At 62.8% G+C, this 12473-nt stretch carries 14 protein-coding genes; 6 read left to right on the forward strand and 8 right to left on the reverse strand.

From position 1 onward, the window contains the following. Nucleotides 1-254 precede the first annotated feature (254 nt). From gshB to rsmI, 8 genes are all read right to left on the reverse strand, one after another. Entirely contained in the window at nt 255-1202 is a 948-nt protein-coding gene (gshB, locus tag B3605_RS11090; protein WP_018899338.1) for a glutathione synthase, read from the reverse strand. Between the two features lie 133 nt (nt 1203-1335). Then, nucleotides 1336-1824 carry a cupin domain-containing protein gene (locus B3605_RS11095; protein WP_111563205.1) on the reverse strand — a complete coding sequence of 163 codons (489 nt, stop codon included), beginning with the start codon at nt 1822-1824 and terminating at the stop codon, nt 1336-1338. Between the two features lie 148 nt (nt 1825-1972). After that, a complete protein-coding gene (locus tag B3605_RS11100) occupies nt 1973-3076 on the reverse strand; it encodes a sn-glycerol-3-phosphate import ATP-binding protein UgpC (protein WP_112944856.1) in 1104 nt (367 codons plus the stop codon). A gap of 2 nt (nt 3077-3078) precedes the next feature. Further along, the gene (gene ugpE / locus B3605_RS11105) at nt 3079-3927 is read right to left on the reverse strand and encodes a sn-glycerol-3-phosphate ABC transporter permease UgpE (RefSeq protein ID WP_018899335.1); all 849 of its coding nucleotides are present in this window, start codon (nt 3925-3927) and stop codon (nt 3079-3081) included. 14 nt (nt 3928-3941) lie between these two features. Then, a complete protein-coding gene (gene ugpA / locus B3605_RS11110) occupies nt 3942-4826 on the reverse strand; it encodes a sn-glycerol-3-phosphate ABC transporter permease UgpA (RefSeq protein ID WP_112944855.1) in 885 nt (294 codons plus the stop codon). Between the two features lie 66 nt (nt 4827-4892). Then, a complete protein-coding gene (gene ugpB, locus B3605_RS11115; RefSeq protein WP_112944854.1) occupies nt 4893-6221 on the reverse strand; it encodes a sn-glycerol-3-phosphate ABC transporter substrate-binding protein UgpB in 1329 nt (442 codons plus the stop codon). A 123-nt stretch (nt 6222-6344) separates the two neighbouring features. Continuing rightward, entirely contained in the window at nt 6345-6728 is a 384-nt protein-coding gene (locus B3605_RS11120) for a YraN family protein (RefSeq protein WP_112944853.1), read from the reverse strand. Then, a complete protein-coding gene (gene rsmI / locus B3605_RS11125; RefSeq protein ID WP_051110797.1) occupies nt 6718-7578 on the reverse strand; it encodes a 16S rRNA (cytidine(1402)-2'-O)-methyltransferase in 861 nt (286 codons plus the stop codon). The genes B3605_RS11120 and rsmI overlap by 11 nt, the downstream gene beginning before the upstream one ends. Before the next feature lie 329 nt (nt 7579-7907). On the opposite strand from rsmI, the gene dnaN reads away from it, so the two are divergent. The 6 genes from dnaN to B3605_RS11155 all read left to right on the forward strand — a co-directional run bounded on the left by dnaN (nt 7908) and on the right by B3605_RS11155 (nt 12437). Beyond that, the gene (gene dnaN, locus B3605_RS11130) at nt 7908-9026 is read left to right on the forward strand and encodes a DNA polymerase III subunit beta (RefSeq protein WP_026283155.1); all 1119 of its coding nucleotides are present in this window, start codon (nt 7908-7910) and stop codon (nt 9024-9026) included. 109 nt (nt 9027-9135) lie between these two features. Then, nucleotides 9136-9732, forward strand: a complete 597-nt coding sequence (pmtA, locus tag B3605_RS11135) for a phospholipid N-methyltransferase PmtA (protein ID WP_112944852.1) — start codon at nt 9136-9138, stop codon at nt 9730-9732. A gap of 1 nt (nt 9733) precedes the next feature. Further along, nucleotides 9734-10321, forward strand: coding sequence for a histidine phosphatase family protein (locus B3605_RS11140; RefSeq protein ID WP_112944851.1), 588 nt, complete (start codon nt 9734-9736; stop codon nt 10319-10321). Between the two features lies 1 nt (nt 10322). Then, nucleotides 10323-11030 carry an orotidine-5'-phosphate decarboxylase gene (pyrF, locus tag B3605_RS11145; protein ID WP_112944850.1) on the forward strand — a complete coding sequence of 236 codons (708 nt, stop codon included), beginning with the start codon at nt 10323-10325 and terminating at the stop codon, nt 11028-11030. Between the two features lie 29 nt (nt 11031-11059). Next, nucleotides 11060-11347, forward strand: a complete 288-nt coding sequence (locus tag B3605_RS11150; protein ID WP_112820396.1) for a DUF1330 domain-containing protein — start codon at nt 11060-11062, stop codon at nt 11345-11347. 109 nt (nt 11348-11456) lie between these two features. Continuing rightward, on the forward strand, nt 11457-12437 hold the full coding sequence (locus B3605_RS11155) for a complex I NDUFA9 subunit family protein (RefSeq protein WP_112944849.1): 981 nt from the start codon (nt 11457-11459) through the stop codon (nt 12435-12437). The last annotated feature ends 36 nt before the right edge of the window (nt 12438-12473 follow it).

Raw genomic sequence — 12473 nt, forward strand, 5'->3', positions numbered from 1 at the left:
GTCTCCGGGCTTTACACTCGTCCCGAGGATCTAAGCACGTCTCCACGGATACAAGGGTGCAGATGGGTCTCGCTTGCAGCCACCATGGTGCAAGCTATCCACTCACGTCGAGCAAGTTGGTTGCTTAGCAGATCCTCGGGACGAGCCCGAGGATGACGGTAGAGAGTGGGGCCGCCGCGCTTACAATAGCTGGCGTTGCCGGCAATGCGTGGACGGGGACGTCAGACGTCGCCGCCCATCCGGCCACTCCCACCTTACGCGCGCTTGCGCTCGATCGCATCCCACAACAGGCTGGCGATATCGGCGCCGCCGAATTTCTTGACTTCGCGGATGCCGGTTGGTGACGTGACGTTGATCTCGGTCATGTAGTCGCCGATGACGTCGATGCCGACGAGGAGGAAGCCGCGTTCGCGGAGCGCCGGGCCGATGCGGGCGCAGATTTCCTTTTCGCGGGCAGTGAGCTCGGTCGCCTCGGCGCGGCCGCCGACATGCATGTTGGAGCGGCTGTCGTGCTCGGCCGGAACGCGGTTGATGGCGCCCACAGGTTCGCCGTCGACGAGGATGATGCGCTTGTCGCCCTTGCGCACGTCAGGCAGATACTGTTGGGCGATGTAGGGTTCGCGGAAGAGCTGGCCGAACATTTCGAGCAGCGAGGAGAGGTTGCGGTCGTCCTTGGTCGAATGGAAGACGCCGGCGCCGCCATTGCCGTAGAGCGGCTTCAGGATGATGTCGCCCATCTCGTCGCGGAAGCGGCGGATTTCGGCGGGATCCTTGGTGATCAGCGTCCGCGGCATCAGGTCCGAGAATTCGGTGACGAAGATCTTCTCCGGCGAGTTGCGCACCCAGGCCGGGTCGTTGACGACCAGCGTCTTCGGGTGGATGCGTTCGAGCAGATGCGTCGAGGTGATGTAGGACATGTCGAAGGGCGGGTCCTGGCGGAGCAGGATCACATCCATGGTCGACAGGTCGACGCGCTCAGGCGCGCCGAGATCGAAATGGTCGCCCTTGATGTCGCGCAGCGTCATCGGCTCGACGGAGGCGTAAAGCTTGCCGTCGAGGAAGCTCAGGCGGTCGGGCGTGTAATGAAAGAGCTTGTAGCCGCGGGTCTGCGCCTCGAGGCTCATGGCGAAGGTGGAGTCGCCCGCGATATTGATGGAGGCGACATGGTCCATCTGGACCGCTACGTTCTTGATCTTGGCCATTTCTGTCCCTTAGCGATTGCCGGACAGATGTAGGCCGCAGAGGGCGCGAACGCAACGGTCGACGCACGGCTTTTGTGCGGTGCGCCGGCGCAATTGGCCGGCGTTCCCTTCAGGCTTCAATTCAAGCCGTGTTTCAGGCCGCGATGCCCTGCTGGCCGCTGCCGCGCAGCAGGTTGCGCAGGCGATAGGCGAGCGCCACCGGCTTCGGGAAGGGCTTGCGCAGGAAGGCGACCTTGCGGACGTAATTGTCGACGCGCCAGCTGGCCCAGGTGCCGCCGGCGAAGAAGGCGACGTCGCCGGCGCGCAGCACGCGCTCGGTGCCGTCATCGGCGGTGATATGCACCTCGCCCTCGAGGATCATCACCGTTTCGTCCCAGCCGAAGAACCAGCGGAATTCTCCCGCCGTGCAGTCCCAGATCGCCGTCAGCGCGGCGTCGTCGTGGCCGCGCGAGTGTTCACCGGTGCGGGCCTGCGGATCGCCGGCGACAATCCAGTCCGGATTGATCGGCGTCGATTTCATGGCGATGAGATCGCTGGAATGCGCGACGAAAGACTTGCCGCGCGGAAATGCCACGATGTCGGGCATGGAGCGGGCGGCCAAGGCCATCGCGCTCGCGAACATAAGATGCAGTGATGCCACCAGAACCCCCTGAGTACACTATCCCCAAGAAGGGGAATATCAGGGAGTTCTGACGGAGCCGTTCAGACATTCGCTAAAGTTGTAACGAGTATCATGATAATGCACGCCCGCCAAAGAGCGGGCGCTATCTTCAAGCGGGCTGGGCAGCCATGGCGGGCGCGGATGCGCCATCAGTGTCGGCGGCGACGATGCGCTTGCCTGTGTCGGCCGCGAAGAAGTGCAGCTTTTCGGGCGCGATGGTCAGGCGCAGTTCGGCGGGAATGTCGATATCGGGCGCCAGCACCGCGGTAATCGGCTGATCGCCGAGCAGGCCGTGGACCAGCCGCTGGGCGCCGAGTTCCTCGACGTACTCGACGGTGACGGGCATGGCGTGCTGGTCAGCGCTTGCAAGGCAGAGATCCTCGGCGCGGATGCCGACGGTGACGGCGCCCGAGGTCGGAGCGCAGCCGGAAAGGTCGATCAGGCTGGGCCCAAGCGCCAGCTTGTCGCCGTGCAGCTCGCCCTTCAGGAGGTTCATGGCCGGAGAGCCGATGAAGGAGGCGACGAAGGTGGAGGCCGGGCGGTGGTAGACATCGAGCGGCGAACCGACCTGCTCGATCTTGCCGCCGTTCAAGACGACGAGGCGGTCGGCGAGCGTCATCGCTTCCAGCTGGTCGTGGGTGACGTAGATGGAGGTGGTGCCGAGGCGGCGCTGCAGGCGCTTGATCTCGCCGCGCATGGAAACGCGCAGCTTGGCATCGAGGTTGGACAGCGGCTCGTCGAAGAGGAAGACGGCCGGCTTGCGGACGATGGCGCGGCCCATGGCGACGCGCTGGCGCTGGCCGCCGGAGAGCGCCTTCGGCTTGCGCTCGAGATACTGGTTGATCTCCAGCATGCGGGCGGCCTCGGCCACGCGCGCATCGATCTCGGCCTTCGGCGTCTTGCGGTTCTTCAGGCCGTATTCCAGGTTCTGGCGCACGCTCATATGCGGATAGAGCGCGTAGTTCTGGAAGACCATGGCGATGTCGCGATCGGCGGGCTCGACATTGTTGACGACGCGCGCGCCGATCTTAACCTCGCCTTCGGAGATGGTCTCAAGCCCTGCAATCATGCGCAGCAGAGTGGACTTGCCGCAGCCGGAGGGACCGACGAGCACGATGAACTCGCCATCGGCAATCTTGAGTTCGATGCCGGAAACGGCGCGCACGCCGCCGTGATAGATCTTGCCGACATTATCGACGTCGATGGAGGCCATTGTTACTTCTCCGTCTCAACCAGGCCTTTGACGAAAAGGCGCTGCATGAAAATGATGACCAGAACCGGCGGCAGGGCCGCGAGGATGACGCCTGCCATCACAAGGTTCCATTGTGTATCGCCATCCAGCACCGCGGCCAGGCGCTTGATGCCCATGACGACGGTGTAGTAGCCGGGTTCGGTGGTGATCAGCATCGGCCAGAGATACTGGTTCCAGCCGTAGATGAACATGATGATGAAAAGTGCCGCGATATTGGTGCGCGACAGCGGCAGCAGGATATCCCAGAAGAACTTCATCGGGCCGGCGCCATCGACGCGCGCCGCTTCCATCATCTCTTCGGGAACCGTCAGGAAGAACTGCCGGAACAGGAAGGTGGCGGTCGCCGACGCAATGACGGGAATGACGAGGCCGGAATAGGAGTTCAACATGCCGAGATCGGCAACGACCTTGTAGGTCGGCAGGATGCGCACCTCGATGGGGAGCATCAGCGTCATGAAGATGATCCAGAAGGCGACCGTGCGGAAGGGAAAGCGGAAATAGACGATGGCGAAGGCCGATATGATCGAAATCGCGATCTTGCCGATCGCGACCAGGATGGCCATCGCCAGGCTGTTGCCGAGCATCAGGAGGAATGGCGGTGCGCCGGCGTTGGAGGCGCCGGTGCCGAGCAGCACGCCGTAGTTCTCGAGCATCTGGTGGCCCGGCGTCATCGGCACGACGCCGGTCAAGAAGTCCGAGGGACCGCGCGTCGAGGCGATGAAGGCGAGATAGACGGGAAACACCACCATGCCGATCCCGATGATCAGCACGAAGTGGGTGAGGAAATTGAGGAAGGGACGGTTCTCGACCATGGCTGGCTCTCGCTTCAATACTGCACTTTGCGCTCGATCCAGCGGAACTGGACGACGGTCAGGACGACCACGATCAGCATCAGCACGACCGACTGCGCGGCCGACGGGCCGAGATTGAGACCGACGAAACCATCGGCATAGACCTTGTAGACAAGGATGTTGGTCGATTGCGACGGACCGCCCGAGGTGGCCGCGTCGATGATCGGGAAGGTGTCGAACATCGCGTAGGTGATGTTGATGACAGCCAGGAAGAAGGTGGTCGGCGACAGCAGCGGGAAGACCACCGTCCAGAAGCGCTTGATGGGACCGGCGCCATCGATCGCGGCGGCTTCGGTCAGCGAATGCGGGACCGACTGCAGGCCGGCGACGAAGAACAGGAAATTGTACGAGATCTGCTTCCAGGCGGCGGCGATGATGATCAGGATCATCGCGTTGTTCGGGTTCAGGCGGTGGTTCCAGCTGTAGCCGAAATGTTCCAGCACATAGGGAATGATACCGACGCTGGGGTTGAACATGAACCACCAGAGCAGGCCGGATGCGGCCGGGGCCACGGCATAGGGCCAGACCAGAAGCGTCGTATAGAAGCGCTGCGAGCGGATCACGCGGTTGACGCAGATCGCGAAGAGCAGCGACAACCCCATCGACAGCACGGTGACACCGATCGAGAAGACGAAGGTGACGGTCAGCGAATTCAGATAATCCGGATCTTGCAGCAAGCGCGTGTAGTTCGCCAAACCGACGAAGGTGTCCTTCAGACCGAAGGGATCCTGGCGCAGGAAGGACTGCCATACGGCCTGAACCGCCGGCCACACGAAGAAGACGATCGTGATGAGCAGCTGCGGCGCGATCAGGAAATAAGGCAGGAGACGGCTTTGGAAGACGGTGCGTTTGGTTTGCATGCATGACCCCTCAAGGAAAATGCCCTCCCCGGACGGGCCGGAGAGGGCTGACGGAGGGAGCGACCCTTAGTTGGAATTCGCGGCTTCGAATTCGCGCAGCTTGGCATTGCCCTGCTTTGCGGCTTCGTCGAGCGCTTCCTGACCGGTCTTCTTGCCGTTGAGAACGGCTTCGAACTGCTGGTCGATGACGTCGCGGATCTGCGTCAGGTTGCCGAAGCGAACGCCCTTGGAGTTTTCGGACGGCGTGCCGCGCATGATCTGCTTGATGGCGATGTCAGAACCGGCGTTCTTTTCGTAGTAGCCCTGCTTCTGACCAAGCTCGTAAGCAGCATTGGTGATCGGCAGGTAGCCGGTGAACTGGTGCCAATCGGCCTGGACTTCAGGCTGCGACAGGTAGGTGAAGAACTTGGCGGCGCCCTTGTAGACAGCCTTGTCCTTCTGACCGTTCAGAACCCACAGCGTTGCGCCGCCGATGATCGAGTTCTTCGGGTCTTTCGTGACCGTGTCGTCGTAAGGCATCGGCGCGAAGCCGACCTTGAAGTCCTTGGCATTGTTGATGACGCCGGCGCGCGAAGCGGACGAGTTCATGTAGGCTGCGCACTGCTGCGAGTAGAAGAGCGGAGCAGCGTCAGCACCGGCGCTCGGGCCGCCATACTTGTAGACGCCTTCATCCTGCCAGGTCTTGAGGTGATCCCAGAACTTGGCCTGGTTCGGGCCGTTGAAGGTGAACTCGGCGTTCATGCCGCCGAAGCCGTTCTGCTGGGTGCCGTAAGGCAGGTTCTGGATGGCGGAGTAGTTTTCCAGGCCAACCCAGGTCGCGCCGTAGGACATGGTGAAGCCGCACTTGGCAGCGCCGGAAGAGACGATCTTCTTGCCCATTTCGGCAAGCTCGGCCCAGGTCTTCGGGGCGACTTCAGGATCGAGGCCGGCCTTCTTGAAGACGTCCTTGTTGTAGTAGAGGATCGGGGTCGACGAGTTGAACGGCATCGACAGGATGTTGCCCTCAGCGTCGGAATAGTAGCCGACAACAGGCGCCAGGAACTTCGACGGATCCCAAGGCTCACCCTCGTCCTTCATCAGCTGGTAGACCGGGTAGACGGCGCCCTTGGCAGCCATCATCGTGCCGGTGCCGACTTCGAAAACCTGAACGATGGCGGGCTGCTGGCCGGCGCGGAAAGCGGCGATAGCGGCCGTCAGCGTCTCGGGATAGGTGCCCTTGTAGACGGGAACGATCTTGTATTCGCTCTGGCTGTCGTTGAACTTCTGGGCAACTTCCTCGAGCTTCTTGCCAAGCTCGCCACCCATGGCGTGCCACCAGGTCACTTCGGTTGCAGCAAAGGACGCGGAAGCGGACAAAGCAACCGCAGCAGCGGCCAATGAAATCGACTTAAACATGAAAAACCCTCTCCACCGTTGTTGGCGTGAGGACGCAATAGAGGCCTATTGTGACACCTCCTTAACAGTTTTGTGACGGGCCGATTACAAATTCCGAAGAATTTACTCAGCTAACGAAAGCGATCAGAACGCATCGCGCAAATGGACCGGCCACCGACCGGGCAAGATGGCGACGATGTCGTAGCGTTGAGACAAGCGGGCATGGTCGCGCTGGCGGGAGAGCCAGAGATCGCTGGCACCACGGATGCGGGTTTGCGCGAGATGCGAGACGGCATCGACGGCCGCGCCTTGGTCGCGGCGCGCCTTCACCTCGACGAAGACGGCCAGATCGCCCTTGCGGGCGATGATGTCGATCTCGCCAAGCCGCGTGCGATAGCGCAGCGCGACGATGCGGTAGCCTTTGAGGATGAGATAGAAAGCGGCGATGTATTCGGAGACATGACCCCGACGCAGTGCCTTGCGGCGAAGACCCTTTTGATGCGGGTCCGTAGCGTCGTTACCTGACATCGCCCGCCTTTCGGTCGAGAAGGCGCTGGTAGAGCTCCTTGCGCGGGAGGCCGGTGATGCGGGCGGCCTCGGCGGCGGCCTTGGCGGTCGGCAGCGTCTGCGAGAGATCGGCGAGGATGGCGTCGATATCCGTTTCCTCGATCGCGCGCTCCGGCGCCGGGCCGATGACGAGGACGATCTCGCCTTTGACATTATCGACATCGGCATAGTGAGCGGCGAGTTCGGCGAGCGTGCCCCGACGGAATTCCTCGTAGCTCTTGGTGAGCTCGCGGCAGACGGATGCCGGGCGATCGCCGCCGAGAACGTCGGCGGCGGCAATGAGCGTGGCGCCGATGCGGTGCGGGGATTCGAAGAACATCAGTGTCGCCGGCGTGGCGGCGAATTCAGACAGGCGGTCGCGGCGGGCCTTGTCCTTGGTCGGAAGAAATCCGGCGAACAGGAAGGCATCGTTCGGAAGGCCGGAGCCGACAAGGGCCGCCAGCGGCGCCGATGCGCCAGGGATCGGGATCACCCGATAGCCGGCTTCGATCGCCGATTGCGCGAGGCGGTAACCGGGGTCGGAGACCAGCGGCGTGCCGGCATCGGAGACCAGCGCCACGGACTTGCCCGCTTCGAGCGCCGCAAGCAGGCGGGGGCCAGCTTCGTCGGCATTGTGCTCGTGATAGGCGTAGGGGCGGTTCTGGATGCCGTAGCGATCGAGCAGCACGCGGGTGACGCGGGTGTCCTCGCAGGCGAGCACATCAGCGCCGGCCAGCGTTTCCAGCGCGCGCAGCGTTATGTCGCCGAGATTGCCGATCGGCGTCGCGACGAGATAGAGGCCGGGCTCCTGCGGGCGGGCGGGAACGGCCATGTTGTGCAGGCGGAAGCTGCGCTGCCTGCCGCCCTCTGTCGTCGCGTCGTCATTGCTCAAGATATGTCTGCCCTTTCTGGCTTCCGGCCTTTATGGGCGACACCTTTCTCTTCGGCAAGGGGCAGGACTTCGCCGGTAACGGTGATTTCTGTGAGCATCCGCAGCGAAAATGGCAATTGCTGGGGCAGCGACCTTTGCGCCTCTTGCATTCGTCCGCAAAATTCTGCCATTTTGCGCGTCCAATCCTCCGATCCCAGCTTTTGGGAAAGGCATTATTCAGGCGCGTTCAAGCGCGCCCGGGCAGTAACGGTCGAAAGCGGTAGCATCCCATGCGTATTACTATTGAGCGGTCCAACCTTTTGAAGTCGCTGAACCACGTTCACCGCGTGGTTGAACGCCGCAACACGATCCCGATCCTGTCGAACATCCTGCTGCGCGCCGATGGCCAGAACCTCGACATGAAGGCGACCGACCTCGATCTGGAAGTGACGGAAGCGACGCCCGCCAACGTCGAGCAGCCCGGCGCCACCACGGTTCCCGCCCATCTTCTCTACGACATCGTGCGCAAGCTCTCCGACGGCTCGGAAGTTCTGCTCGCCACCAGCCAGGATGGCGGCTCGATGACGGTTCAGTCCGGCCGCTCGAAGTTCTCGCTGCAGTGCCTGCCGGAATCCGACTTCCCCGACCTGACGGCCGGCACCTTCACGCACACCTTCAAGCTGAAGGCGACGGATCTGAAGATGTTGATCGATCGCACCCAGTTCGCGATCTCGACGGAAGAGACCCGCTACTATCTGAACGGCATCTTCTTCCACACGATCGAAAGCGAAGGCGACCTGAAGCTGCGCGCGGTCGCCACCGACGGCCACCGCCTGGCGCGCGCCGACGTCAACGCTCCCTCGGGCTCCGAGGGCATGCCTGGCATCATCATTCCGCGCAAGACGGTCGGCGAGTTGCAGAAGCTGGTCGATAACCCGGAAGCGATGGTCACTGTCGAAGTTTCCGACGCCAAGATCCGTCTTTCCATCGGCTCGATCGTCATGACCTCGAAGCTGATCGACGGCACTTTCCCGGATTACCAGCGCGTTATCCCGACCGGCAACGACAAGGAAATGCGCGTCGATTGCACGAGCTTCGCCCAGGCCGTCGACCGCGTCTCGACCATCTCTTCGGAACGCGGCCGCGCCGTGAAGCTGGCGCTTTCGGACGGACAACTGCTGCTGACCGTCAACAACCCGGATTCGGGCAGCGCCACGGAAGAAGTGGCGGTCGGATACGACACCGATGCCATGGAAATCGGCTTCAACGCCAAGTACCTGCTCGATATCACCGCGCAGCTTTCCGGTGATCAGGCGATCTTCCTTCTGGCCGATGCCGGCTCTCCGACGCTCATTCGCGACACCGCCGGTGACGATGCCCTCTACGTGCTGATGCCGATGCGCGTGTAGCGCGTCGCATTTGCCGCTCAAACTTTGTCAATTGCGACGCTCTGCCTTGTTTTAGCGCCGTATTGCCTGCACATAAGCATGCAGCATGTGCTGCACGAAGGAGAACGGCATGGGTGGCTTGCGCCTCAAGGAACGGCTGGGCAAGAAATTCGACGAGGAGATCCGGTTTTTCAAGGGGATGATGCAAGGGCCGAAAACAGTCGGCTCGATCGTGCCGACGTCGTCGATCACGGCGAAGAAGATGGCAAGCGTCATCAACCCGAACTCCAGCCTTCCGGTTCTCGAACTCGGGCCCGGCACCGGCGCCATCACCAAGGCCATCCTGCAGCGTGGCGTGAAGCCTGAAAACCTCGTCGCCATCGAATATTCGACCGATTTCTACGAACATCTGGTGCGGCTCTATCCCGGCGTGAACGTCATCAATGGCGACGCCTTCAACCTCGACAAGACACTCGCCCATATGGACGGGCAGAAATTCGACAGCGTCGTTTCCGCCGTGCCGCTTTTGAACTTCCCCATGCAGGCGCGCATCGCCATGCTGGAAAGCGTGCTGGACCGGCTGCCGGCTGGACGCCCCTTCGTGCAGATTTCCTACGGCCCGGTTTCACCGATCATCGCACGGCCGGAGCGCTACCACATCCAGCACTTCGACTTCATCGTCCGCAACATTCCGCCGGCGCAGCTCTGGATCTACCGCCGAGGCTGACGTGTTCGGTCTCTACGTCACCCACCCGCAAGTGAAGATCGACGCCGCCGTTCCGGTGCCCAAATGGGGCTTGTCGGATGTCGGCGCCGCACGCGCGCGGCTGGCGGCGGATACCCCCTGGGCGTCGCAATTGCGACGTATCGTCAGCAGCGACGAGACCAAGGCGATCGAGACCGCCGCAATTCTGGCCGCACCCTCCGGCGTTTCCGTCGAGATCGTCGAGGACATGCACGAGAACGACCGGTCCGCGACCGGCTTCCTGCCTCCGCCCGAGTTCGAGAAGGCGGCGGACTGGTTCTTCGCCAATCCGCAGCAGAGCTTCAACGGATGGGAGCGGGCGATCGATGCGCAGCGGCGGATCGTCGCTAACGTCGAGCGCATTCTCGCCACGCACGATACCAGCCTGCCGATCGCATTCGTCGGCCACGGCGGCGTCGGCACGCTTCTGAAATTTCACCTTGAGGGCCGGCCGATCGGGCGGGATCGCGACCAGCCCGGTGGCGGCGGCAATCTCTATTGTTTCCGTCTTGCGGATCGGCGCCTATCATGCGACTGGACGCCTATCGAAGACTGGCAGGGATGGATGTGAGATGGACGCGCGCGAACGGTTGATCGTGGGACTGGATGTTCCAACACTCGGTGAAGCCGAGAAGATGGTCGCGACGCTCGGCGACACCGTCTCCTTCTACAAGATCGGCTACCAGTTGGTGTTTGCCGGCGGTCTGGAATTCGCCCGCGATCTTGCCAGGGACGGCAAGAAAGTCTTCCTCGACATGAAGCTGCTCGACATCGACAACACGGTCGCCTCAGGCGTCGAAAACATCGCCAAGATGGGCATGTCGATGCTGACGCTGCACGCCTATCCGAAAGCGATGCGCGCCGCCGTCGAGGCCGCCAAGGGCTCGGGGCTCTGCCTGCTCGGCGTCACCGTTCTGACCTCGATGGACGAAGCCGACCTCACCGAGGCCGGCTACAGCGGCGATCCGCGTTCGCTGGTGCTGCGCCGCGCCGAACAGGCGCGCGAAGCCGGCATGGGCGGCATCGTCTGCTCGGCAGAAGAATCTGCTGTCGTGCGCGAAGTCGTCGGCCCCGACATTGCGATCGTTACCCCCGGCATTCGCCCGAGCGGCAGCGAGCGCGGCGATCAGAAGCGGGTGATGACGCCCTATGATGCGCTGCGCGCCGGCTCGACGCACCTCGTCGTCGGCCGCCCGATCGTCAAGGCGCCGGAACCTGAGCAGGCGGCCAAGGCCATTCTCGACGAGATGGTGCTTGCGCTCTGGCCCGCCAACCGCTGATCCTACGACATAAACCAGGAGGAGACACCATGGCCAAGGGATACTGGATCGCTCGCGTGGATGTGCGCGATACCGAGCGATACAAGGATTATGTCGCCGCCGCCAAGCCGGCCTTCGAGAAATACGGCGCCAATTTCCTCGCGCGCGGCGGCGCGTTGACCGAGCTCGAGGGCAAGGCGCGGGCGCGCAATGTCGTAATCGAGTTCCCCTCGATGCAGCACGCGGTGGATTGCTACAACTCGCCTGAATACCAGATCGCCGCCAAGATCCGCCAGGAAGTGGCCGACGCGGAAATGGTTGTCGTCGAAGGCGTTTGAGGCAGATCAAAGTCGTGGCAAGCGTGGTGCGATAGGTCTTTTCGTCGCACCCTGATTGGGCTAAGACGAGATCACCCGCCAATCACATCAGCCTTCCGAGGAACCTGCCATGACCCTTGCCAACCTGCCGCCACTCGTCACCGTGTTCGGAGGCTCCGGCTTCGTTGGCAGGCACGTCGTACGCGCGCTGGCCAAGCGCGGCTACCGCATCCGGGTTGCTGTGCGCCGCCCGGATCTCGCCGGCTTCCTGCAGCCGCTCGGCAATGTCGGCCAGATCTCCTTCGTGCAGGCCAACCTGCGCTACCGCCAGTCGGTCGATCGCGCCGTCGAGGGTGCGTCCTACGTCGTCAACTGTGTCGGCATCCTGTTTGAAAGCGGCCGCAACTCGTTTGAGGCCGTCCAGGAGTTCGGCGGTCGCGCCGTGGCCGAAGCCGCACGCGGCGCCGGCGCCAAGCTCGTCCACATCTCGGCGATCGGCGCCAACGCCAACTCCGATTCGTCCTACGCCCGCACCAAGGGCCGCGCGGAAGCCGCGATCCACTCGGTCGCACCTGATGCCATCATCTACCGTCCGTCGATCGTGTTCGGTCCGGAAGACGGCTTCTTCAACAAGTTCGCCGGCATGGCGCGCTCGGCGCCGTTTCTGCCGCTGATCGGCGGCGGCAAGACGAAGCTGCAGCCGGTCTACGTCATGGATGTTGCAGAGGCTGTGGCCAAAGCTGTCGAAGGCAAGGTTGCCGGCGGCAAGATCTATGAACTCGGCGGCCCGGAAGTGCTGACCTTCCGCCAGTGTCTCGAAGCGGTGCTGAAGTCGACGGCGCGCACCAACCCGCTGGTCTCGCTTCCCTTCGGCGTTGCCTCGCTGATCGGCAGCGTTGCCTCCATGATCCCGCTGATCGCCCCGCCGATCACCGCCGACCAGGTGAAGCTCCTGAAGAAGGACAACGTCGTTTCCAAGGAAGCAGAAGCCGAGGGACGGACGCTGAGGGATCTCGGCATTGCGCCGACCATGGTAAGCTCCGTCATCGATGGCTACCTCGTGCAGTTCCGCCCGCAGGGCCAGTATACGAACACCGGCAAGGCTGCCTGATCCACGCCGATTTTCTTAACGACAACGCCGCTCGCG

Origin of the sequence: Rhizobium sp. UBA1881, from assembly GCF_002338015.1 — a bacterium.
Taxonomy (GTDB): domain Bacteria; phylum Pseudomonadota; class Alphaproteobacteria; order Rhizobiales; family Rhizobiaceae; genus Rhizobium.